Here is a 21,130-nt window from a genome sequence, read left to right as displayed (position 1 = left end):
GCCTCAGGCGGTGTGGCGCAGATAGGCGCGGCCGCGAGGCGACAGGCGGTAGCCGAAGTCGAGGCTGATCGTCAGCCCGAGGCCCTTGAGCTGACGGACCCGCCGCTTGAAGCGCGGCACGTCCAGGCCGTCCCGCAGGGCGAGATCCGGTGCGCGCACCGCCTCGTTGGCGCCGATCATCTCCAGGTACTGCCGGGTCCAGGGTGTTCCCGAGGCGTCCCAGCGCGCCAGCCGCGCGCTGATCGCCGCCACGTCGTCGGGGGTCAGCAGGTCGTCGGCGGCCAGGTCGGGCCGTTTGTCGGGCGCGAGGTAGGACACCGAGATCAGGTAGGTGTGCCCGGCCGGCCTGCGGTCCAGCTCGGCCTGCGCGGTCCGTGCGTCCGCGAACCCGGCGGCGCGGGCCTGCGCCGCGGTGACCCGGTACCGCGCCGGGCGCTCGATCACACCGTCGATGCGGATGGTGCCCGCCGGTGTGCGCTGGGTGCCGCCCACCTTCGCCCGCGGCGCATCCCACCGCCGCAGCACCAGCGTGATCGTGCCGTCGGCGATGCCCCTGGCGGTGGCCTGGTTGATCAGCACGCCGGTGATCGTATGTCGCAACCGGAGATCGGGGCCCCGCGTTCCTAGGATCAGCCGGGTGAACGATCGCTACGGCCCCGACATCCTCGCCCGTGACCCGCACAGGTCCAAGCGTGTCCTGTCCACCGAACAGCCCGTCGAGCGCGACATGGTGGTCGAGGACGCGCAGAGCGGCTTCGTGGGCGCCGTCGTGCGGATCGAGAGGGGGCGGGTGGACCTCGAGGACCGCAACGGTCGCGTCCGGTCCTTTCCCCTCGGGCCCGGTTTCCTGCTGGAGGGCAAGCCGATCATCCTCACCGCCCCGCGCGGCCCGGCGGCCGTGCCCGCCCGCACCGCGTCGGGGTCGGTCGCCGTCCCGAAGGTCCGGGCGCGCACCGCGCTGGCCAGCCGCATCTACGTGGAGGGCCGCCACGACGCCGAACTCGTCGAGCAGGTGTGGGGTCACGATCTTCGTGTCGAGGGCGTGGTCGTCGAGCACCTCGGCGGCGTCGACGATCTGGCCGCGATCGTGGCCGACTTCGCGCCCGGCCCCGGCCGGCGCCTCGGCGTGCTGGTCGACCACCTGGTCGCCGGGTCCAAGGAGTCGCGCATCGCCGACGCGGTGCGGCGCGGCCCGGGCGGGACGCACACCCTCGTCGTCGGCCACCCCTACATCGACATCTGGCAGGCCGTGAAGCCGGCCCGGCTCGGGGTGACGACGTGGCCCGACGTGCCCCGCGGCGTGGACTGGAAACACGGCGTCTGCGAGGCCTTGGGCTGGCCGCACGCCTCGCAGGCCGACATCGCCGGCGCGTGGCGACGCATCCGCGGGCGGGTACGGGACTGGACCGACCTCGAACCGGCGCTGATCGGCCGTGTCGAGGAATTGATCGACTTCGTCACCCAGCCCGCGCGCTAGCGGTGCGGGTTCCTGCGCGCTGACCCAATCCGTGTCCGGCGGGCGTGGTATGCCTGAAGCGTGTCCGACGGCCTGTTCGACGTGTCCGACGGCGGTGCGCCCGTCGACCGGCCACCCGGCAGGCCCGCGCCGGCGTCGCCGCTGGCTGTGCGGATGCGGCCGGCGACCCTCGACGAGGTCGTCGGCCAGCAGCACCTGCTTCAGCAGGGCTCGCCGATGCGCCGCCTCGTCGAGGGCTCCGGCGCCGCGTCGGTCATCCTCTACGGCCCGCCGGGCACCGGCAAGACCACACTCGCGTCGCTGATCTCGCAGTCCACCGGCCGGCGCTTCGAGGCACTGTCGGCACTGTCGGCGGGCGTCAAGGAGGTGCGCGCCGTCATCGATGTCGCGCGCCGCGCCGCCGCGCACGGCGACCAGACCGTGCTCTTCATCGACGAGGTGCACCGGTTCTCCAAGACCCAGCAGGACGCGCTGCTGTCGGCAGTCGAGAACCGGGTGGTGCTGCTCGTCGCGGCGACCACGGAGAACCCGTCGTTCTCGGTGGTGGCGCCGCTGCTGTCCCGGTCGTTGATCCTGCAGCTGCAACCGCTGACGCCCGACGACATCCGCACGGTGGTGCGCCGCGCCGTCGAGGATCCGCGTGGCCTCGCCGGCGCGGTCGAGGTCACCGAGGACGCCGTCGACCTGCTCGTGCAACTGTCGGCCGGCGATGCCCGCCGGGCGCTCACCGCGCTCGAGGTGGCGGCCGAGGCGGGTGAGCGGGTCACCGTCGAGACCATTGAGCAGTCGCTGGACAAGGCGGCGGTGCGCTACGACCGCGACGGCGACCAGCACTACGACGTCGTCAGCGCCTTCATCAAGTCGGTGCGCGGCTCCGACGTCGACGCTGCGCTGCACTACCTGTCGAGGATGCTGGTGGCGGGGGAGGACCCGCGGTTCCTGGCGCGCAGGCTGATGATCCTGGCCAGCGAGGACATCGGGATGGCCGATCCGACGGCGCTGCTGACGGCCGTCGCGGCCGCGCAGACCGTGCAGCTGATCGGTATGCCGGAGGCGCAGCTGACGCTCGCGCACGCGACGGTGCACCTGGCGACCGCGCCGAAGTCGAATGCGGTGACGACGGCGCTGGGCGCGGCGATGGGCGACATCCGCGCCGGCAAGGCGGGAATGGTGCCTCCGCACCTGCGCGACGGCCACTACTCGGGTGCGCAGAAGCTGGGCAACGCCGTGGGCTACCGCTACGCCCACGACCATCCGGACGGCGTTGTGCCACAGCAGTATCCGCCGGACGAGCTGGTCGGCGCCGATTACTACCGGCCGACCGCGCGCGGAGCCGAACGCGAGATCGCCGGACGGTTGGAGCGGCTGCGCGCCATCATCCGCAAGAAGCGCTGAACGCCGCTTCCGGCGCAATCGAATCCACTCTTGACACCCCTCGCCGTCGCGGCTAACCTCGTAATCAACCAATTCATTGATCAAGCATGAGGTTGATAATGGCGGGCGGCGAGGACGACCGGCTGAACCGGGCGTTCCTGGCGCTGGCCGACCCGGTGCGGCGGGCGATCGTGGCCCGCCTCTCCCGGGGACCTGCCACGGTCAACGAATTGGCCCAACCGTTCGACATCACCAAACAAGCTGTCTCCAAACACATTCAGGTGCTCGAATCGGCAGGGCTGGTCACCCGGACCCGCGACGCTCAGCGTCGTCCCGTCCACCTGGACGCCGCCGCCCTCGAGCGGCTGACTGCCTGGATCGACACCTACCGGCTCAACGCCGAACGCAGCTACCGCCGGCTGGACGACGTGCTGGCGGGATTGTCCGAAGAGAACACCGACACCGAAAGAGGAAAGACATCATGACGAAGGCACTCGAACTCAACGCCCCGGTGGACACGCTGGCCATGGAATTCACCCGGGACTTCGACGCCCCGGTGCAGGCGCTGTTCCGGGCGCACGCCGAGCCCGAGCTGGTCCGGCAATGGCTCGGGCCGCACGGTGTGGAGATGACCATCGACCGCTGGGATTTCCACACCGGCGGCGGCTACCGGTACCTGCACAGCGACGGTGACGGCGAGTACCGGTTCAACGGGGTGTTCCACACCGTTCGCGACGGCGAGCTGATCATCCAGACCTTCGAGTACGAGGGCTTCCCCGACAGCGTCAACATCGAGTACCTGTGGTTCGAGGATCTCGGCGGAAACCGCAGCCGGCTGCGTGGCCGGTCGATCTGCCCGACCACCGAAGCCCGCGACGGGCTGCTGTCCTCGGGCATGGAGGGCGGCATGACCGAGGGCTACGAGCGGCTGGACGCGCTACTGTCCGCGCTGTGAATTCGCTGGGATGATTTCCGGACGGCTGACAGCGATTCGCCATTCGCCGTCCATTCATCGCACAGAATTCGAAGCGTGCCTGTGAATTGGCGTTCAGCGCCTGTGTGGTCGTGCGGTGACTGCCAGAGAATGTCGGTCTAACTGGCCTTATACGCTTGATTCGGCGCATCTTCGCTCGAGTGTAGGAAAATTCACGGCTGGGCCGGGAACTGGACTAATAGCGGGAAATCGCCGTTACACGTCCCATGACCGATACTGCAATTTCCGAAACAATGGACGCCACCGCCTTTCCCGGTGCACCGCATATTGCCGGCACGGCGATGGCGTTCACGCCCTACCGCTACACACAGGACGAGGTGGCCCGCGAGCTCACCGACTTCACCGACACCGGATTCGCCCGGTTCGCACGCACCAGCGGTGTCGAACACCGCAACCTGGCGCTGCCGATCCAGCGATACCCGGAACTGAGCGGGTTCACCGAGGCCAACACCGCCTATGTCGAGGTGGCGACGGAACTGGGTGAGCGCGCTGTCCGCACGGCGCTGCACGCCGCGGCCATCCGGCCCGACGAGGTGGATCTGATCGTGTGCGTGTCGAGCACCGGGGTCGCCGTGCCCACCATCGACGCCGCGATCAGTTCCCGCATCGGATTCCGGCCCGACGTCAAGCGCGTGCCGCTGTTCGGCCTCGGGTGCGTCGCCGGTGCGGCGGGCATGGCGCGTGTGCACGACTACCTGCGCGGATACCCGACGCACGTCGCGGTCCTGCTGTCGGTGGAGCTGTGCTCGCTGACGCTGCAACGCGACGACGCCTCGATTCCGGCGCTGATCGGGGTGTGCCTGTTCGGCGACGGAGCGGCCGCCGTGGTGGCCACCGGCGCACGCCGGGCAGGCGCGGCCGCACATCCCGGGCCCCGCGTTCTGGGCACCCGCAGCAGGCTGTTCCCCGACACGGCCGACGTGATGGGCTGGAATGTCAGCGCCAGCGGGTTCCAGCTGGTGATGTCACGCGACGTGCCGAGAATCGCGGCCGACCATCTCGGCGACGAGGTGGCCCGCTTCCTCGCCGACCACGGCCTAGCCGTCTCCGACATCTCCACGTGGATCTGTCATCCGGGCGGCCCCAAGGTGCTCGAGGCGATCCAGGATGCCGTCGGCGTCCCCGCCGAGGCGCTGCGGCACAGCTGGGACTCGATGCGCGACAACGGCAACATCTCGTCGGCCTCGGTGCTCGACGTCCTGGGCCGCACGATCGCCGGACAGCCGCCCGACGGATCGCTCGGTCTGATGCTCGCCATGGGCCCCGGCTTCAGCTTCGAACTGCTGCTGCTGAGCTGGTGAGCCATGGCGTATCTGGTGTTCATCCTCGTGATAGCGGCCGAGCGGCTGGTCGAGCTCGTGGTGGCCCGCCGCCACGCCCGCTGGTCGATCGCCAACGGCGGCAGGGAATTCGGCCGCAGGCACTATCCGGTGATCGTCGCGAGCCACGCACTTCTGCTGGTGGCCTGCCTCGTCGAGGTGTACGGCGGGCACCGCCCTTTCATCCCCTGGCTGGGCTGGTCGATGGTCGCCGTCGTGGTGGCGAGCACCGGCGTCCGGTGGTGGTGTGTGGCCACGCTCGGCAGGCACTGGAACCCGCGGTTGATCGTCATTCCAGGCGCTCCGCTGGTCCGTCGCGGCCCGTACCGCTGGCTGCACCATCCGAACTACACCGCGGTCGCCGCAGAGGTGGCGGCTCTGCCGCTGGTGCACTCGGCATGGCTGACCGCGATCGTGTTCACCGTCGTCAACGCGCTGGTGCTGACCGTCCGGATCCGGGCCGAGAACCTCGCCCTGGGATACGCATGACCCGTGAGACGCGGACGAAAAGGCAGGCGGCCGAGGGGAGCCCACCGATCGGGCGCCCCTTCGGGCAGGATGTGCCGGTGCACAGCGCATTGCCTACCGGCGCCGGACCGGTGTGACCTTGGACGTGCGCCATCCGGGCGTCATGGCGGGCCTGGCCCGTGCGGCCACCGCCGCACCGCGGCGAATCCTCGTCATCGCCGTGCTGGCGCTGGTCGCAGCGGGCATCTTCGGCGTCCCCGTCGCGGGCAAGCTCGCCGCCGGCGGGTTCCAGGACCCCGGCTCCGAATCGGCAAGGGCCGCCGAGCTCTTGACCGAACGGTTCGACAGAGGCGACGCACAACTGCTCATCACGGTGTCCTCGCCGGACGGTGCGCGCAGCGCCGCCGCCACCTCCGTCGCCAATGACGTCGTAGCGAAGCTTCACAGCTCACCCGACGTCGCGTCGGTGACCTCGGCCTGGACGGCGCCGGGACCCGCCGCGGCGCGGATGTTCAGCGAGGACGGCCGGTCCGGGCTGGTGATCGCGGGGGTGACCGGTGGCGAGAAACAGGCCGACGGCAACACCGCGGCCCTCGTCGACGCGATCGGCGGCGAGAGCTTCGAGCGCAACGGGGTGAGCGTGCGCGCCGGTGGTGTCGCGATGGTCAATGAGCAGGTCACTGCACAGTCTCAGCGCGATCTGCTGCTGATGGAGTCGATCGCCATCCCGTTCAGTTTCCTTGTGCTGGTGTGGGTGTTCGGCGGACTGCTGGCCGCCGCGCTGCCCGTTGTCGTCGGGGTGATCGCGATCGTCGGCGCACTGGCGGTGCTGCACGCCATCACGTTCGCCACGGATGTGTCCATCTTCGCGCTCAACCTCTGCATGGCGATGGGCCTGGCGTTGGCGATCGACTACACGCTGCTGATGATCAGCAGGTACCGCGACGAACTGGCGGACGGCGCACATCCAGACGAGGCCGTGCTGCGCATGATGATGACCGCCGGCCGCACGGTCGTCTTCTCGGCGACGACGGTGGCGCTGCCGATGGTCACCATGGTGCTGTTCCCGATGTACTTCCTGAAGTCGTTCGCATACGCCGGTGTCGCCACGGTGGTGTTCGCGGCGGTGGCGGCGCTGGTGGTGACCCCCGCGGCCATCGTCCTGCTCGGTGATCGCATCGACGCGATGGACGTCCGTCGCCTGGCGCGCCGCATCCTCAGCCGCGGCGACCCGGCGCTGCTACCGGTGCAGCGGCAGTTCTGGTATCGGTCAACGTACTTCGTGATGCGGCGGGCGATCCCGATCGGACTGGCAGGGATCACGTTGCTACTGGTGCTCGGCGCGCCGTTCCTGGGTGTCCGCTGGGGTCTGCCCGACGACCGGGTGCTGCCCGCGTCGTCCTCCGCGCACCAGGTGGGTGACCAGCTGCGCGACGGGTTCGCCGACGACCCGGCGACCGACGTGACCGTCGTGCTGCCGGACTCCGGCGGGATCACCCCCGACGAACTCGGGCGCTACGCCGCCGAACTGTCCCGCGTGGCCGACGTCACGGCGGTGTCGGCGACGGTGGGCACCTTCGTCGACGGCCGGGCGGCAGGCCCGCCGACAGCGGCCGCCGGTGAGCGTGACGGCAGCGCGTTCCTCACCGTCGCCACCGATGCGCCGCTGTTCTCCGACCGCTCGGAACAGCAGCTCGACCGCCTGCAGGAGGTCGCCGCCCCCGGCGGCGGGCAGGTCCAGCTGGCCGGGGTCGCGCCGTCGAACCGCGACAGCGTCAGGGCCATCACGTCCCGGTTGCCGATCGTGCTCGGCCTGATCGCGCTGTCCACCTACTGCCTACTGTTCCTGTTGACCGGCAGCGTGGTGCTGCCACTGAAAGCCGTTGCCCTGAACATTCTCTCGCTGACCGCGGCGTTCGGCGCGATGGTGTGGATCTTCCAGGACGGCCACCTCGGCGCCTTCGGCACCACCCCGACGGGGACCCTGGTCGCCAACATCCCGGTGCTGCTGTTCTGCATCGCATTCGGGCTGTCGATGGACTACGAGGTCTTCCTGATGTCGCGGATCCGCGAGTTCTGGCTGGCCTCCGGGCGCATGGCGGCCGACGTCGCCGAGAGCGTCGCGCTCGGGCTGGCACACACCGGCCGCGTCATCACCGCGGCCGCGGCGGTGATGTCGATCTCGTTCGCCGCGCTGATCGCGGCGAACGTGTCGTTCATGCGGATGTTCGGTCTGGGACTCACACTGGCGGTCCTGGCCGATGCGACCCTGGTGCGGATGATCCTGGTGCCCGCCTTCATGCGCGTCCTCGGACGCTGGAACTGGTGGTCGCCCGGACCTCTCGTGCGGTTGCACGACCGGTTCGGGCTGCGTGAAGGACCACCGGCCGCACTGGCAGCGGGCGAAAAAAGTCCCGGCTGACCGTAGCCAGCCGGGACCGAGTGCGAAGAGTCAGCGGAACATGGACCGGCGACGGCCACCAAGCGCGCCGCCGCGGCTGCCACCCATGACGCCGGTACGGCGACGTCCCATCAGCGCGGCGACCAGGGCCACGCCGAGCGCGGCGACGATGACCTGGACCAGCAGTTCCAGCCAGTCGATCCCATTCGTCGCGGTGGGGATGCCGATCGCGCGGGCGATGGCGGTGCCGATGAACGCCGACACGATGCCGACGAGCACGGTGATCAGGAATCCGATCGGCTGGCGGCCGGGTAGCGCCAGGCGGCCGAGAACGCCGACCACGACGCCGATCAGGATTGCGGTGATGATGCCGGTGGGTGTCATTTCTCCTCCAAGGGGAAGTGTGGCTGGAGCTGAATTACCCTTGGCCCGCGGAAAATAAACGCGAGCGTCAAACGGCCCCGCGCGGCGCTGGTGGAGGCCGCGCCCGCCGGCTCGTAGGCTCGACGGCATGGACACCGATGTACTCGACGTCGACACCACACGCCGCCGCATCGTCGACCTGACCGACGAGGTGCGCGCGTTCTGCGGCGACCACGGTGACGGCCTGTGCAACATCTTCGTCCCGCATGCGACCGCAGGCGTGGCGATCATCGAGACCGGCGCGGGCTCCGACGACGACCTGATCGACACGCTGGAAGCGCTGCTGCCGCGCGACGGCCGGTACCGGCACGCGCACGGCTCACCCGGACACGGCGCCGACCATGTGCTGCCGGCTCTGGTGGCCCCGTCGGTGACGGTCCCGGTGCAGGGCGGCCGCCCGCTGCTCGGCACCTGGCAGAGCGTGGTGCTCGTCGACCTGAACAGGGACAATCCGAAGCGTTCGGTGCGGCTCAGCTTCCTCGGCGCCTGAGCCGGGGCCCGACCGGGCGGCTGCGTCGTCACGGGGTTCGGCGGGCCGGTGGGCCGGCACCGTCGACCGGTACTGTGGTGCGGTCGATTTGTTCGCGACCACGACTACCAGCGAGGACAGCAGGAACGTGCAGACACACGAGATCAGGAAACGCTTCCTCGATCATTTCGTGAAGGCAGGTCACACCGAAGTGCCCAGCGCTTCGGTGATCCTCGATGACCCCAACCTGTTGTTCGTCAACGCCGGCATGGTGCAGTTCGTGCCGTATTTCCTCGGCGCGCGCACCGCGCCGTGGGACCGCGCGGTGAGCATCCAGAAGTGCATCCGCACACCCGACATCGACGAGGTCGGCATCACCACCCGGCACAACACCTTCTTCCAGATGGCCGGCAACTTCTCGTTCGGCGACTACTTCAAGAAGGGCGCCATCGAGTTCGCCTGGACTCTGCTGACCAACCCGCAGGACCAGGGTGGTTACGGCCTCGACCCGGAAAGACTGTGGGCGACGGTCTATCTCGACGACGACGAGGCCATCGCACTGTGGCAGGAGGTCGCGGGCCTGCCGCTCGAGCGGATCCAGCGCCGGGGGATGGCCGACAACTACTGGTCGATGGGTATCCCCGGACCCTGCGGGCCGTCGTCGGAGATCTACTACGACCGCGGACCCCAGTACGGCGTCGAGGGCGGCCCCGAGGCCAACGAGGACCGCTACATCGAGATCTGGAATCTCGTGTTCATGCAGAACGAGCGTGGCGAGGGCACGTCGAAGGAGGACTTCGAGATCCTCGGCCCGCTGCCGCGCAAGAACATCGACACCGGCATGGGCGTCGAGCGGGTGGCGTGTCTGTTGCAGGACGTCGACAACGTCTACGAGACCGACCTGCTGCGCCCCGTGATCGACCTCGTCGCGGGCATCGCGCCGCGCGGCTACGGGGCGGGCAGCCACGCTGACGACGTGCGATACCGCATCATCGCCGACCACAGCCGCACCGCGGCGATCATCATCGGCGACGGCGTCAGCCCGGGCAACGAAGGCCGCGGATATGTGCTGCGGCGATTGCTGCGCCGGATCATCCGCTCGGCGAAACTGCTGGGCGTCGAACAGCCGGTGATGGCCGACCTGATGACCACGGTGCGCGACGCGATGGGTCCGTCGTACCCGGACCTGGCCGCCGACTTCGACCGCATCCAGCGCATCGCCGTCGCCGAGGAGACCGCGTTCAATCGGACGCTGGCCTCGGGCTCGCGGCTGTTCGACGAGGCCGCCCGCAGCACCCGCGCGTCCGGCGCCACGGTGCTGTCCGGCAACGACGCGTTCACCCTGCACGACACCTACGGCTTCCCCCTCGAGCTGACCCTGGAGATGGCCGCCGAGGCCGGCCTGAGCGTCGACGAGGAGGGATTCCGCGGACTGATGGCCGAGCAGCGCCGGCGCGCCAAGGCCGACGCCGCCGCGCGCAAGCAGGCGCACAGTGACCTGTCGGCGTACCGGGAGCTGGTCGACGCAGGGCCGACCGAGTTCACCGGCTTCGACGAATTGTCCACCGAAGCAACAATTCTCGGCATCTTCGTCGACGGCCGCCGGGTTCCGGTGGTCACCCACGCCGGCGACGGTGACACCTCGTCGGGGCGCGTCGAGTTGGTGCTCGACCGCAGCCCGTTCTACGCGGAGTCGGGTGGGCAGATCGCCGACGAGGGAACCGTCACGGGGACAGGCGCGTCTGGGACGGCGAAGGCGGCGGTCACCGACGTGCAGAAGATCGCCAAGACGCTGTGGACGCACCGGGTGAACGTCGAATCCGGCGAATTCGTCGAGGGTGACACCGTCGTCGCCGCCGTCGACCCGCGCTGGCGGCACGGTGCCACCCAGGGACACTCGGGCACGCACATGGTGCACGCCGCACTGCGCCAGGTGCTCGGCCCCAACGCCGTGCAGGCGGGATCCCTGAACCGGCCGGGCTACCTGCGCTTCGACTTCAACTGGCAGGGCGCGCTCACCGACGACCAACGCAGCGAGATCGAAGAGGTCACCAACGAGGCGGTCGAAGCCGACTTCGAGGTGCACAGCTTCACCACCGGACTCGAGCGGGCCAAGGCGATGGGCGCGATGGCGCTGTTCGGCGAGAACTACCCCGAGGAGGTACGCGTCGTCGAGATCGGCGGACCGTTCTCCATCGAGCTGTGCGGCGGCACCCATGTGCGCAATTCGGCTCAGATCGGTCCGGTCACCATCCTCGGCGAGTCGTCCGTCGGCTCCGGGGTGCGCCGCGTCGAGGCCTACGTCGGCCTCGACTCGTTCCGCCACCTCGCCAAGGAGCGGGCGCTGATGGCAGGCCTCGCATCGTCGCTGAAGGTGCCCTCCGAAGAGGTGCCCGCCAGAGTCGCCACGCTGGTGGAACGGCTGCGGGCAGCGGAGAAGGAACTGGACCGCATGCGGCTGGCGAACGCGCGCGCCGCCGCGGCGAACGCCGCCGCCGGTGCTGATCTTGTCGGTAAGGTGCGTGTCGTGGCGCAGCGGATGGCCGGCGGGATGTCGGCGGCGGATCTGCGCAGCCTTGTCGGCGACATCCGCGGCAAGCTGGGCGCCGAACCGGCCGTCGTCGCACTGGTCGCCGAGGGCGACAACGACACCGTGCCGTTCGTGGTGGCCGTCAACCCGGCCGCACAGGATCTCGGCCTGCGTGCCGACGACCTGGTCAAGACATTCGGTGCGGCGGTCAACGGCCGTGGGGGCGGCAAGGCCGATCTGGCGCAGGGTTCCGGTAAGGGGGCGGCGGGGATCGACGCGGCGATGGCCGCGTTGCGCGCCGAGATAGGCCGGAGCTGACTTGGTGGCCGACACCGATCACCGGCTCCCGGATCGGCCCGGGGCAGCGGGTGACCCCGATCCGGGTCGCGGCCGGCGCATCGGCATCGACGTCGGGAGCGTCCGGATCGGCGTCGCCGTGAGTGACCCCGACGCGATCCTGGCCACGCCGGTCGAGACGGTGACGCGTGACCGCCGCCGCAAGGACCGCCACCTGCGACGGCTGACCGAGCTGGTCGGCGAGTTGGCGGCGGTCGAGGTGGTGGTTGGCCTGCCGCGTACGCTCGCGGACCGGACGGGTCCGGCCGCCCAGGACGCAATCGCGCTCGCCGACGAACTGGCGCGGCGGGTGTCGCCGGTGCCGGTGCGGCTGGCCGACGAACGGCTCACCACCGTGTCGGCGCAGCGTTCGCTGCGCGAGGCCGGGGTACGGGCGAAAGGGCAGCGGGCCATCATCGACCAGGCCGCCGCCGTGGGAATTCTGCAGAGCTGGCTGGATCAGCGGCGCGCGGCCCTGGCGGCGCCCGGAGAGGGCGTGGATGACTGAGAACTGGAACGGCCGGAGCAGGGCGGAGCCGGTGGCGGTGGGACCGCCACGGCGCCGGATGAGCCGGTCCGACCGGATGCGCGCGGACCGCATCCGGCGCAAGCGGCGCGTCACGAGGGCGTTCACCCTGACGCTGCTGGTGGTCGTGATCGTCGGCGCGGTGTTCCTCGGCTCGAAGCTGTGGCACGGCATCTTCGGCGGCGGCGGGGAGGACTTCGCCGGTGACGGTGTCTCCGACGTCGTGATCCAGGTCCAGGACGGCGACTCGACGACGGCGATCGGCGAGACGCTCGCCGAGAACAAGGTCGTCGCGACCGTGCAGTCGTTCGTCAACGCCGCGGCGGGCAACTCGGCCATCTCGGCGATCCAGCCCGGCTTCTACAAGCTGCGCACCGAGATCTCGGGCGCCAGCGCCGTCGAACGCCTCGTCGACCCGGGCAGCCGGGTCGGCAAGCTGGTCATCCCGGAGGGCCGCCAGCTCGACGACGTGCGCGACGTCAAGACCAACGCCGTCACCGAGGGCATCCTGACCCTGGTCTCCAAGGCCACCTGCGTCGACCTCGACGGCGCAGAGCGCTGCGTGGCCGCCGACGAACTGCGTCAGATCGCCGGTTCGGCGCCGCTGTCCGCCCTGGCCGTGCCCGAGTGGGCCGTCCAGCCGGTGACGGCGATGGGTGCCGACCACCGTCGCATCGAGGGCCTGATCATGGCCGGGGCGTGGAACATCGACCCGTCGGCCACACCGACCGAGATCCTGTCGACCCTGATCGGCGCGAGCGCCACGCAGTACGCGCAGGCGGGTATCCAGGAGACCGCGACGGCGATGAACCTGTCGCCCTACCAGGTGCTGACAGTGGCCTCGCTGGTGCAGCGCGAGTCCAAGCCGGAGGACTTCGCGAAGGTGGCCCGGGTCATCTACAACCGGCTGGCCGAGAACCGCACCCTGGAGTTCGACTCCACCGTGAACTACCCGCTGGACCGGATCGAGGTGGCCACCACCGACGGCGACCGGGCCCAGGGCAACCCGTGGAACACCTACGTGCGGCCGGGACTGCCCGCCACGCCGATCTGTTCACCGAGCCGGCCGGCGCTGGTGGCCGCCGAGCAGCCCGCCCCCGGTGACTGGCTGTACTTCGTGACCATCGACATGCAGGGCACCACCCTGTTCACCCGCGACTACAACCAGCACCTGGCCAACATCGAACTGGCGCAGCGCAACGGTGTGCTCGACTCGGCACGGTAGCTCCGACGAGGTGCGCCGGGCCGCGGTACTGGGCTCGCCGATCGCGCACTCGCGGTCGCCGCAGGTGCACCTGGCCGCCTACCGTGCGCTCGGGCTGGACAGCTGGACCTACGACCGGATCGAGTGCACCGCCGATCAGCTGCCCGAACTGGTGGGTGGCCTCGGCCCCGAGTGGGTGGGCCTGTCGGTGACCATGCCGAACAAGTTCGCGGCGCTGCGCTTCGCCGACGAGCGCACCGAGCGCGCAGACCTCGTCGGCTCCGCCAACACCCTGGTGCGCAGCGGCCGGGGCTGGCGGGCCGACAACACCGACGTCGACGGCATCGTCGGCGCACTCGGCAGCGCCTCGGGCCACGCGATGGTGCTCGGGTCCGGCGGCACCGCTCCGGCCGCGGTGGTGGCGCTGGCGGGTCTCGGTGTCCGGCGCATCACCGTGGCCGCGCGCAGTGAGGACAGGGCCGCGCCGCTGGTGCGGCTGGCCGCCCGTTGCGGGGTGGCGGCGCAATGGTGCCAGCTGATCGGCGAGCGGGTGGCCGCCGCGCCCGCCGACGTGCTGGTGAGCACGATCCCGGCCGATGCCGCCCGCCCGTACGCGGTGGATCTCGCGGGCACGCCGGTGCTGCTGGACGCCATCTACGATCCCTGGCCGACGCCGCTGGCATCGGCGGTCGCGGCCGCCGGTGGCCGGGTGGTCAGCGGGCTGGAGATGCTGTTGAACCAGGCCTTCGCGCAGGTCGAATTGTTCACCGGGATGCCGGCGCCCAAAGAGGTGATGAGGGCCGCGCTGCGCTGACCTTAGCCTCGACGGATGGGGGCGGGGGTTCTGGTGGCTGCCGCATGCTGGCTGGTGGCGTTGACGATCTGCGACGTCCGGCAGCGGCGGCTGCCTAACGCGTTGACCCTGCCCGGCGCCGTGCTGGTGCTCGCGGCCGCCGCGCTCGCCGGCCGTGCGGGGCCCGCCACGCTGGGCGCCGCCGCGCTGTTCGCCTGCTACGCCGCGGTGCACCTGGTGTCACCGGCCGCGATGGGCGCCGGTGACGTCAAGCTGGCGCTCGGCGTCGGCGGTCTCACCGGTGCCTTCGGGCCCGACGTGTGGGTGCTGGCCGCTCTGACGGCCCCACTGCTGACCGCCGGGTGGGCGGTGGTGGCGCTGCTGCGGCGGCGGGGATCGACGGTGCCGCACGGTCCGGCGATGTGCGCGGCGACGGCCGCCGCGGTGACCCTCGCCGTCCTGTGATTTCGGCGTGATCTCGAGCGTTCGCCGCGCGGAAGCGCGCCGAAATCGCTAGTGGTCCTCGCCGCGCGGGGGTGCGTCGAGCACGCTGTGGTCGTCGACCACCTTCTGCAGCGCGCTCACCCAATGGTCGTAGTACTGCCACTCGCCGCGTTGCGCCTCGGGGGCATCCTCCCAGCGGCCGATGGTCTCGATCAGGCTCTGCTGGAAGTCGCTCCAGTCGTAGTGGCCGAACTCCGACAGCGCGAGCGCCAGCCCGAACGCACGGCGCTGCCACTCGTGGTCGAACTGCGGGGCCGCCGCGTCCGTGGTGCAGGTGTCGTGGAGTCTCATGACACCGGTCCTGCGAGCCCCACACCCATCATCGACTCCGTGGTGACCAGGTCCATCAGCATCTCGTCGGTGAAATCGTCGGTGCCCGAAGGACGTTCGGGTATCACGAACCAACGGGAGTGGCCGCTGCTGTCCCACACCTTGATCTCGGTGTCCGCGGGCAGATCGACACCGACCTCGCTGAGCACCTTGCGCGGCTCACGCGCAGCCCGCGAGCGGAACACCGGATCCTTGTACCAATAGGGCGGCAGGCCGAGCACCGGCCACGGGAAACACGAGCAGAGCGTGCAGATCACCAGGTTGTGCACACCGGGGGAGTTGGCCACCGCCTGCAGATGCTCACCCTCGGCGCCGGCCATCCCGTCGGGCAGGTCGAGTTCGTCGATGGCAGACGGGGTGTCGTCGACCACCCGGGCCGCGAAACCGGGATCCGTCCATGCCTTCACGACGATCTTGCGGCCGTTGAGCGGTGTCATCTCCGACTCGAAGTAGGCCAGCACCTTGTCCACCGTCTGCGGGGTGATGATGCCCTTCTCGACCAGTAGCGACTCGAGCGCCGCCACCTTCGCCGCACTGGTCTCCTCACGGTCGTCGGGATAGGAGAACTGCCCGCTCATCTGACTCCTTCCAGGTAGGCCTCGAACAATTCGGCGTAGAACGTCTGCAGTCCCGGTTCGGCACGCGGCCCGAACATCTCCTCGGGGGTGAAGGCGACGATGTAGATCGGCATCGGGTCGCCGATGCCGTCGCCGGTGTGGGTGAAATAGCCGTAGTCGCCCTCGAAGACACGCTCGACGGTGCCGAGCCGTCCGCGCAGGTGTCCGGGCAGCCGAGTGTGCGCGCCGGCCGGGACGTTGGTGATCCGCACCTGGTCACCGACCGCGAACTTCGGGTGGGCGACGTCGCGCCGCGGGCTGTCGCCCCGGCGCAGGTACGCCACCACCTGGTCGTCGATGGCAGGCTCCACTGCCGAGGTGTCCTGCTCGGCGGCGCTGTCCAATTGGGCCTGGCGAGCCGCCAGTTCGGCTTCGTCGAGGTAGCCCTTGTCGATGAAGAACTGCGTGATGCCGCCGAGCCACTTCTCGTAGTAGCGGAACTTGAAGTAGTCGAACGGGTTCATCGCCTCGGCGCCGGTGCGCAGGTCCGCCCACGTCCATTCGTCCTTGAACGCGGTCGGCACCTCGTCGATCGGATACTGCGGCAACGCCGAGCCCAGGTGGTTGGACAACCCCATCATCGCCACGTGGATGCCGAAGATCCGTTTCTCCCAGTCCTCGACGAACACCCGCTTCTCGAGGTTCAGCGGCTCCGGTAGTCCTTCCAGACCGCCGAGGTTGTGCTGCAGTTTCATGACGCCGGGCTACCTTCCGTCGTGGTCTCCACCGCGGTGTCGCCGGTGAGCAGCGTCGCCACGTACTCCGAGAGCAGCCCGAACGACGCACCGAGCACGCACGCTGTCGCGGCGACCAGGCCGGGATGGCTGATCGTCGTCACGGTGACGGCGTTGCCGGTGCCCGCGACCGTCGACACGGTGGCTGCGAAGCCGACCACCACGGCCGGAGTGGTCGACAGCAGCGGCACCCAGGACGCCTGGACCATCACGGCGCTGCCGACGCCGACCGCCAACGCGACGGCGAAGACGCTGCCGCCCAGCAGGTGTCCGGCGTACAGGCTGGCCGAGGCGATGACGACGCCGACGAGGTTGCTCGACAGGGAACGCACCCAGCCGGCGACGCCGCCGCCGACGAAGAAGAACGAGGCCCACGTCAGGAACACCACCCAGATCGGGACGGTGATCACCTCGGCGGTCAGCGCCACCGCCACTCCGCCGAGCACGCCGATGCTCAGGGTGAGCGCTGACCGGGAGTCCATGCATGGACTGTGCCGGGAGTGTGTTTCCAGGCGGTGACGGTGGTTTTGCGATTGCGGTCGATCGCGCGGGGCGGCGGAACAGGCGGTGAAGACGCCTGCTCGGTACGCGCCGTGAATCGGCGAATTACGTCCGGGAAACCCGACGTGGGAAGATGGGACGCGTGTTGCGTTGGACCACTGCCGGGGAATCGCACGGCCGCGCCCTGGTGGCCATGCTCGAGGGCATGGTCGCCGGTGTGCACGTCACCTCCGAGGACATCGGCGCCCAGCTGAAGCGCCGTCGACTCGGCTACGGCCGCGGCGCCCGGATGAAGTTCGAGCAGGACCAGGTGACGGTGCTGGCCGGGGTCCGGCACGGCCTGACGCTGGGCGGGCCGATCGCCATCGAGATCGGCAACACCGAATGGCCGAAGTGGGAGACGGTGATGGCCGCCGACCCCGTCGACCCCGCCGAACTGGCCGACATCGCCCGCAACGCGCCGCTGACGCGGCCCCGGCCCGGCCACGCCGACTACGCCGGCATGCTCAAGTACGGCTTCGACGACGCCCGGCCCGTGCTGGAACGCGCCAGCGCCCGCGAGACGGCCGCCCGGGTCGCCGCGGGCACCGTCGCGCGCGGCTTCCTGCGTGAGGCCCTCGGCGTCGAGGTGCTCTCCCACGTCATCTCCATCGGCGCGAGCAAGCCCTACGACGGCCCGCCGCCGCAGCCCGCCGACCTGACCGCGATCGACGACAGCCCGGTCCGGGCGTTCGACAAGGACGCCGAGGACGCGATGATCGCCGAGATCGAGGCCGCCAAGCGCGACGGTGACACCCTCGGTGGCGTCGTCGAGGTCGTGGTGTCCGGGCTCCCGGTCGGCCTCGGCTCGTTCACCAGCGGCGACAACCGCCTGGACAGCCAGCTGGCCGCCGCGGTGATGGGCATCCAGGCGATCAAGGGCGTCGAGATCGGCGACGGTTTCGAGACCGCGCGCCGCCGCGGCAGCGTCGCCCACGACGAGATGTACCCGGGCCCCGACGGTGTGCTGCGGTCGACCAACCGCGCGGGCGGTCTCGAGGGCGGCATGACGAACGGCCAGGCGCTGCGGGTGCGGGCCGCGATGAAGCCGATCTCCACCGTGCCCCGCGCGCTCGCCACGGTCGACATGACCACCGGCGACGAGGCCGTCGCGATCCACCAGCGCTCCGACGTGTGCGCGGTGCCTGCCGCCGGTGTCGTCGTCGAGACGATGGTCGCACTCGTCGTCGCCCGCGCCGCGCTGCAGAAGTTCGGCGGCGACTCGTTGGCCGAGACCCGGACCAACATCGACTCCTACCTGCGGGCGGTCGCCGAGCGTGAGCCCTCGGGTCCCGCGGCGCAGGCGTCGGGCTGATGGCACCCAAGGCGGTGCTCGTCGGTCTGCCCGGCTCGGGTAAGTCGACCATCGGGCGCCGGCTGGCCAAGGCGACCGGACTGGCCCTGCTCGACACCGACGCCGCGATCGAGCAGACCACCGGCCGCACCATCGCCGACATCTTCAGCACCGACGGCGAGCAGGAGTTCCGCCGCATCGAGGAGCAGGTCGTGCGCTCGGCGCTGCAGACCCACGACGGTGTGCTCTCGCTCGGCGGCGGCGCCGTCACCACACCGGGCGTGCGCGAGGCACTGGCCGGCCACACCGTCATCTACCTGGAGATCAGCGCCGCCGAGGGGGTGCGCCGCACCGGCGGAAGCACCGTGCGACCGCTGCTGGCCGGGCCCGACCGGGCGGAGAAGTTCCGCGAGCTGATGGCCGCGCGGGCGCCGCTGTACCGCCGGGTGGCCACCATGCGGATCAACACCAACCGGCGCAACCCCGGGGCGGTCGTGCGCCACATCGTGGCCCGGCTGGACGCCGCACCCGCACCGGTGCCGACCGGGAAGCCGGTCGCCCGGCCCCGCAGGCGCCGCAGGCCGCCGTGGCGGCGCGGCCCCGCCGGCCAGCAGCAGAGCGACACCCCGCCCACCCCCGCGGTCATGGCCGCACGGCACCCGGAGCGAAGGAATGACTGACCCGGTCGTCGTCGACGTGCTCGTCGACAGGCCCTACCCCGTGATCATCGGCACCGGCCTGCTCGGCGAGCTGGGCCGCACACTGGCGGGCAGGCACAAGGTCGCGGTGCTGCACCAGCCGACCCTCGCCCAGACCGCCGAGGCCATCCGGCACCACCTGGCCGAGCAGGGGATCGACGCCCACCGCGTCGAGATCCCCGACGCTGAGGCGGGCAAGGAGCTGCCGGTCGTCGGCTTCCTCTGGGAAGTGTTCGGCCGCATCGGCATCGGCCGCAAGGACGCCGTCGTCAGCCTGGGCGGGGGAGCGGCCACCGACGTGGCCGGCTTCGCCGCGGCCACCTGGCTGCGCGGGGTTGACATCGTCCACGTGCCGACCACGCTGCTCGCGATGGTCGACGCCGCCGTGGGCGGGAAGACGGGCATCAACACCGACGCGGGCAAGAACCTCGTCGGGGCGTTCCACCAGCCGGCCGCGGTGCTGGTCGACCTCGCCACCCTGGCGACCCTGCCCCGCAACGAGATCGTCGCCGGCATGGCCGAGATCGTGAAGGCCGGCTTCATCGCCGACCCGGCGATCCTCGACCTCATCGAGGCCGACCCCCAGGCGGCCCTCGATCCCACGAAAGATGTTCTGCCCGAACTGATCCGGCGATCAGTCACGGTCAAGGCCGAGGTGGTGGCCGCCGACGAGAAGGAGTCGGCGCTGCGCGAGATCCTCAACTACGGCCACACGCTGGCGCACGCCATCGAGCGGCGCGAGCGCTACCAGTGGCGCCACGGCGCGGCGGTCTCGGTGGGACTGGTGTTCGCCGCCGAACTGGGCCGGCTGGCGGGCCGCCTCGACGACGACACCGCCGAACGGCACCGCAGGGTGCTCACCGCGCTCGGGCTGCCAGTGCACTACGACGCCGACGCGCTGCCGCAGCTGGTGGAGTTCATGGCCGGCGACAAGAAGACCCGCTCGGGAGTGCTGCGCTTCGTGGTGCTCGACGGGCTCGCCAAGCCGGGTCGGCTGGAGGGCCCGGACCCGGCGCTGCTGGCCGCCGCCTACGCCGAGATCGGAGCCGGATCGTGACGACCGTGCGGGTGCTCAACGGCCCCAACCTCGGCCGGCTGGGCCGCCGCGAACCCGAGGTCTACGGCAGCACCACCCATGACGACCTGGTCGCGCTGATCGAACGCGAAGCCGCCGACCTGGGGCTCGAGGTGTCGGTGCGCCAGAGCGACAGCGAGGCCGACCTGCTGGGCTGGGTGCACGACGCCGCGGATGCGGGGGAGGCCGTGGTGCTCAACGCCGGCGCCTTCACCCACACCTCGATCGCGCTGCGCGACGCCTGCGCCGAACTGAGCGCCCCGCTGATCGAGGTGCACATCTCCAACGTGCACCGGCGCGAGCAGTTCCGGCACCACTCGTATCTCAGCGAGGTCGCGACCGGCGTGATCGTCGGTCTCGGCGTGCAGGGCTACGTCGCGGCGCTGCGCTACCTGGCGACCCTGAGCTAGGGCTGCTGCTGGCGCGGGGTGGTCGGCTCGTCCGCGCGCTCGGTGCCGCCGCCCTGCGTGGCCACCGGCGTGGTCTGCTGAGTCTCGGTCCCGTCGTCCCGCCGGTCTCCACTGCGCACCGCGGCGAACACGTCGGTGTCGGCCCGGTCGTCGCCGTCGTCCATGCCCTCACGGCGGCGGGGCTGCTGGACCGCCTTGCGGTCCACCAGCCACCGGCCGATCGTGGCGCCGAGGATCGCGAACAGGAACGTCAGCAGCGCGGTGAACGCCGCGAACGTGGTGAGCTCGTTCAGCAGTCCCTCGACATAGAGGCTCTTGTAGAAGATCCCGATGAACCATGCGACCAAGCCGCTGACGAAGCCGGCGAACAGCCCGGCCAGCAGCCAGGTCATCGCGAGGTCGGAACGCCGCTCGGGATCGGGGTTGCTGCGCGCGTCGGCCCGCCCGTCGATCAGCCCCCAGGCGAACACGGCGACGATGAAGAGAAGGACGAGGACCACGCTGATGAGGGAGGCTTTCGTCTCCCATACATTGATCGCCGCTCCCTGCACCAACCGGACGATCACCATCAGGGCAGCGAAGACCAGTCCGCGCAGTAACCACTTGCTCATGAG

24 protein-coding genes are annotated in these 21,130 nt (G+C 70.4%); 17 read left to right on the top strand and 7 right to left on the bottom strand.

Annotation, left to right across the window (positions count from 1 at the left end; all coding sequences use genetic code 11):
• Positions 1 to 3 precede the first annotated feature (3 nt).
• Positions 4 to 579, bottom strand: coding sequence for a hypothetical protein (locus tag H7I41_RS27040; RefSeq protein WP_264015720.1), 576 nt, complete (start codon positions 577 to 579; stop codon positions 4 to 6).
• A 58-nt stretch (positions 580 to 637) separates the two neighbouring features.
• On the opposite strand from H7I41_RS27040, the gene H7I41_RS27035 reads away from it, so the two are divergent.
• The 7 genes from H7I41_RS27035 to H7I41_RS27005 all read left to right on the top strand — a co-directional run bounded on the left by H7I41_RS27035 (position 638) and on the right by H7I41_RS27005 (position 8,054).
• Positions 638 to 1,477 carry a DUF3097 domain-containing protein gene (locus tag H7I41_RS27035; RefSeq protein WP_264015719.1) on the top strand — a complete coding sequence of 280 codons (840 nt, stop codon included), beginning with the start codon at positions 638 to 640 and terminating at the stop codon, positions 1,475 to 1,477.
• Between the two features lie 60 nt (positions 1,478 to 1,537).
• Entirely contained in the window at positions 1,538 to 2,872 is a 1,335-nt protein-coding gene (locus tag H7I41_RS27030) for a replication-associated recombination protein A (protein WP_264015718.1), read from the top strand.
• Between the two features lie 98 nt (positions 2,873 to 2,970).
• Positions 2,971 to 3,336: an ArsR/SmtB family transcription factor gene (locus H7I41_RS27025; RefSeq protein ID WP_264015729.1), complete on the top strand. Its 366-nt coding sequence runs from the start codon at positions 2,971 to 2,973 to the stop codon at positions 3,334 to 3,336.
• Positions 3,333 to 3,806, top strand: a complete 474-nt coding sequence (locus tag H7I41_RS27020) for an SRPBCC family protein (protein WP_264015717.1) — start codon at positions 3,333 to 3,335, stop codon at positions 3,804 to 3,806. Before H7I41_RS27025 ends, H7I41_RS27020 begins: the two co-directional genes overlap by 4 nt.
• A 272-nt stretch (positions 3,807 to 4,078) precedes the next feature.
• Positions 4,079 to 5,146 carry a type III polyketide synthase gene (locus H7I41_RS27015; RefSeq protein ID WP_264015716.1) on the top strand — a complete coding sequence of 356 codons (1,068 nt, stop codon included), beginning with the start codon at positions 4,079 to 4,081 and terminating at the stop codon, positions 5,144 to 5,146.
• Between the two features lie 3 nt (positions 5,147 to 5,149).
• On the top strand, positions 5,150 to 5,653 hold the full coding sequence (locus H7I41_RS27010) for an isoprenylcysteine carboxyl methyltransferase family protein (protein ID WP_264015715.1): 504 nt from the start codon (positions 5,150 to 5,152) through the stop codon (positions 5,651 to 5,653).
• 142 nt (positions 5,654 to 5,795) lie between these two features.
• Positions 5,796 to 8,054 carry an MMPL family transporter gene (locus H7I41_RS27005; protein ID WP_264015728.1) on the top strand — a complete coding sequence of 753 codons (2,259 nt, stop codon included), beginning with the start codon at positions 5,796 to 5,798 and terminating at the stop codon, positions 8,052 to 8,054.
• Between the two features lie 30 nt (positions 8,055 to 8,084).
• Here H7I41_RS27005 and H7I41_RS27000 read toward each other — a convergent pair whose 3' ends face one another.
• Positions 8,085 to 8,417, bottom strand: coding sequence for a GlsB/YeaQ/YmgE family stress response membrane protein (locus tag H7I41_RS27000; protein WP_264015714.1), 333 nt, complete (start codon positions 8,415 to 8,417; stop codon positions 8,085 to 8,087).
• A gap of 127 nt (positions 8,418 to 8,544) precedes the next feature.
• On the opposite strand from H7I41_RS27000, the gene H7I41_RS26995 reads away from it, so the two are divergent.
• The 6 genes from H7I41_RS26995 to H7I41_RS26970 all read left to right on the top strand — a co-directional run bounded on the left by H7I41_RS26995 (position 8,545) and on the right by H7I41_RS26970 (position 14,779).
• On the top strand, positions 8,545 to 8,946 hold the full coding sequence (locus H7I41_RS26995; RefSeq protein ID WP_264015713.1) for a secondary thiamine-phosphate synthase enzyme YjbQ: 402 nt from the start codon (positions 8,545 to 8,547) through the stop codon (positions 8,944 to 8,946).
• A 127-nt stretch (positions 8,947 to 9,073) separates the two neighbouring features.
• Positions 9,074 to 11,773, top strand: coding sequence for an alanine--tRNA ligase (alaS, locus tag H7I41_RS26990; RefSeq protein ID WP_264015712.1), 2,700 nt, complete (start codon positions 9,074 to 9,076; stop codon positions 11,771 to 11,773).
• Between the two features lie 4 nt (positions 11,774 to 11,777).
• Positions 11,778 to 12,299 carry a Holliday junction resolvase RuvX gene (gene ruvX / locus H7I41_RS26985; protein WP_264015711.1) on the top strand — a complete coding sequence of 174 codons (522 nt, stop codon included), beginning with the start codon at positions 11,778 to 11,780 and terminating at the stop codon, positions 12,297 to 12,299.
• On the top strand, positions 12,292 to 13,542 hold the full coding sequence (locus H7I41_RS26980; protein WP_264015710.1) for an endolytic transglycosylase MltG: 1,251 nt from the start codon (positions 12,292 to 12,294) through the stop codon (positions 13,540 to 13,542). The genes ruvX and H7I41_RS26980 overlap by 8 nt, the downstream gene beginning before the upstream one ends.
• Positions 13,520 to 14,335, top strand: a complete 816-nt coding sequence (locus H7I41_RS26975; RefSeq protein WP_264015709.1) for a shikimate dehydrogenase — start codon at positions 13,520 to 13,522, stop codon at positions 14,333 to 14,335. Before H7I41_RS26980 ends, H7I41_RS26975 begins: the two co-directional genes overlap by 23 nt.
• A 15-nt stretch (positions 14,336 to 14,350) precedes the next feature.
• A complete protein-coding gene (locus tag H7I41_RS26970) occupies positions 14,351 to 14,779 on the top strand; it encodes a prepilin peptidase (RefSeq protein ID WP_264015708.1) in 429 nt (142 codons plus the stop codon).
• 48 nt (positions 14,780 to 14,827) lie between these two features.
• Here the strand turns inward: H7I41_RS26970 and H7I41_RS26965 are convergent, their stop codons facing one another.
• From H7I41_RS26965 to H7I41_RS26950, 4 genes are read right to left on the bottom strand one after another with little or no spacing between them, the layout of a single operon-like run.
• Positions 14,828 to 15,109, bottom strand: a complete 282-nt coding sequence (locus tag H7I41_RS26965) for a nitrile hydratase accessory protein (RefSeq protein WP_264015707.1) — start codon at positions 15,107 to 15,109, stop codon at positions 14,828 to 14,830.
• On the bottom strand, positions 15,106 to 15,726 hold the full coding sequence (gene nthA, locus H7I41_RS26960; protein ID WP_264015706.1) for a nitrile hydratase subunit alpha: 621 nt from the start codon (positions 15,724 to 15,726) through the stop codon (positions 15,106 to 15,108). The genes H7I41_RS26965 and nthA overlap by 4 nt, the downstream gene beginning before the upstream one ends.
• Positions 15,723 to 16,460: a nitrile hydratase subunit beta gene (nthB, locus tag H7I41_RS26955; RefSeq protein ID WP_264015705.1), complete on the bottom strand. Its 738-nt coding sequence runs from the start codon at positions 16,458 to 16,460 to the stop codon at positions 15,723 to 15,725. The genes nthA and nthB overlap by 4 nt, the downstream gene beginning before the upstream one ends.
• Positions 16,457 to 16,981: a DUF1097 domain-containing protein gene (locus tag H7I41_RS26950; protein ID WP_264015704.1), complete on the bottom strand. Its 525-nt coding sequence runs from the start codon at positions 16,979 to 16,981 to the stop codon at positions 16,457 to 16,459. The genes nthB and H7I41_RS26950 overlap by 4 nt, the downstream gene beginning before the upstream one ends.
• A 161-nt stretch (positions 16,982 to 17,142) precedes the next feature.
• Between H7I41_RS26950 and aroC the strand changes: the two genes are divergently transcribed.
• Genes aroC through aroQ form a run of 4 tightly spaced genes read left to right on the top strand, consistent with a single transcriptional unit; the run spans position 17,143 to position 20,516 of the window.
• Positions 17,143 to 18,354, top strand: a complete 1,212-nt coding sequence (gene aroC, locus H7I41_RS26945) for a chorismate synthase (RefSeq protein ID WP_264015703.1) — start codon at positions 17,143 to 17,145, stop codon at positions 18,352 to 18,354.
• The gene (locus tag H7I41_RS26940) at positions 18,354 to 19,013 is read left to right on the top strand and encodes a shikimate kinase (protein WP_302471837.1); all 660 of its coding nucleotides are present in this window, start codon (positions 18,354 to 18,356) and stop codon (positions 19,011 to 19,013) included. Before aroC ends, H7I41_RS26940 begins: the two co-directional genes overlap by 1 nt.
• Positions 19,006 to 20,088 (top strand): 3-dehydroquinate synthase, encoded by a 1,083-nt coding sequence (gene aroB, locus H7I41_RS26935; protein ID WP_264015702.1) that lies wholly within the window; start codon positions 19,006 to 19,008, stop codon positions 20,086 to 20,088. Before H7I41_RS26940 ends, aroB begins: the two co-directional genes overlap by 8 nt.
• Positions 20,082 to 20,516, top strand: a complete 435-nt coding sequence (gene aroQ, locus H7I41_RS26930) for a type II 3-dehydroquinate dehydratase (RefSeq protein WP_264015727.1) — start codon at positions 20,082 to 20,084, stop codon at positions 20,514 to 20,516. The genes aroB and aroQ overlap by 7 nt, the downstream gene beginning before the upstream one ends.
• Here aroQ and H7I41_RS26925 read toward each other — a convergent pair.
• Positions 20,513 to 21,127 carry a B-4DMT family transporter gene (locus tag H7I41_RS26925; protein WP_264015701.1) on the bottom strand — a complete coding sequence of 205 codons (615 nt, stop codon included), beginning with the start codon at positions 21,125 to 21,127 and terminating at the stop codon, positions 20,513 to 20,515. The genes aroQ and H7I41_RS26925 overlap by 4 nt on opposite strands.
• Positions 21,128 to 21,130: the final 3 nt, after the last annotated feature.

Source organism: [Mycobacterium] manitobense (genome assembly GCF_025821665.1).
Classification (GTDB): Bacteria; Actinomycetota; Actinomycetes; order Mycobacteriales; family Mycobacteriaceae; genus Mycobacterium; species Mycobacterium arseniciresistens.
Note: the sequence above shows the minus strand (reverse complement) of the source record. Positions and strands in the feature narration are given on the sequence as shown.

Excerpts from the sequence above, each read along its gene's own strand:
- nthA (WP_264015706.1), bottom strand. The coding sequence starts at position 15,726 with ATGAGCGGGCAGTTCTCCTATCCCGACGACCGTGAGGAGACCAGTGCG.
- H7I41_RS26995 (WP_264015713.1), top strand. The coding sequence starts at position 8,545 with ATGGACACCGATGTACTCGACGTCGACACCACACGCCGCCGCATCGTC.
- H7I41_RS26970 (WP_264015708.1), top strand. The coding sequence starts at position 14,351 with ATGGGGGCGGGGGTTCTGGTGGCTGCCGCATGCTGGCTGGTGGCGTTG.
- H7I41_RS26980 (WP_264015710.1), top strand. The coding sequence starts at position 12,292 with ATGACTGAGAACTGGAACGGCCGGAGCAGGGCGGAGCCGGTGGCGGTG.
- H7I41_RS27020 (WP_264015717.1), top strand. The coding sequence starts at position 3,333 with ATGACGAAGGCACTCGAACTCAACGCCCCGGTGGACACGCTGGCCATG.
- H7I41_RS27005 (WP_264015728.1), top strand. The coding sequence starts at position 5,796 with ATGGCGGGCCTGGCCCGTGCGGCCACCGCCGCACCGCGGCGAATCCTC.
- H7I41_RS27000 (WP_264015714.1), bottom strand. The coding sequence starts at position 8,417 with ATGACACCCACCGGCATCATCACCGCAATCCTGATCGGCGTCGTGGTC.
- H7I41_RS27010 (WP_264015715.1), top strand. The coding sequence starts at position 5,150 with ATGGCGTATCTGGTGTTCATCCTCGTGATAGCGGCCGAGCGGCTGGTC.
- H7I41_RS26950 (WP_264015704.1), bottom strand. The coding sequence starts at position 16,981 with ATGGACTCCCGGTCAGCGCTCACCCTGAGCATCGGCGTGCTCGGCGGA.
- H7I41_RS26940 (WP_302471837.1), top strand. The coding sequence starts at position 18,354 with ATGGCACCCAAGGCGGTGCTCGTCGGTCTGCCCGGCTCGGGTAAGTCG.
- aroB (WP_264015702.1), top strand. The coding sequence starts at position 19,006 with ATGACTGACCCGGTCGTCGTCGACGTGCTCGTCGACAGGCCCTACCCC.
- H7I41_RS26925 (WP_264015701.1), bottom strand. The coding sequence starts at position 21,127 with ATGAGCAAGTGGTTACTGCGCGGACTGGTCTTCGCTGCCCTGATGGTG.
- H7I41_RS26965 (WP_264015707.1), bottom strand. The coding sequence starts at position 15,109 with ATGAGACTCCACGACACCTGCACCACGGACGCGGCGGCCCCGCAGTTC.
- H7I41_RS27015 (WP_264015716.1), top strand. The coding sequence starts at position 4,079 with ATGGACGCCACCGCCTTTCCCGGTGCACCGCATATTGCCGGCACGGCG.
- nthB (WP_264015705.1), bottom strand. The coding sequence starts at position 16,460 with ATGAAACTGCAGCACAACCTCGGCGGTCTGGAAGGACTACCGGAGCCG.
- H7I41_RS27025 (WP_264015729.1), top strand. The coding sequence starts at position 2,971 with ATGGCGGGCGGCGAGGACGACCGGCTGAACCGGGCGTTCCTGGCGCTG.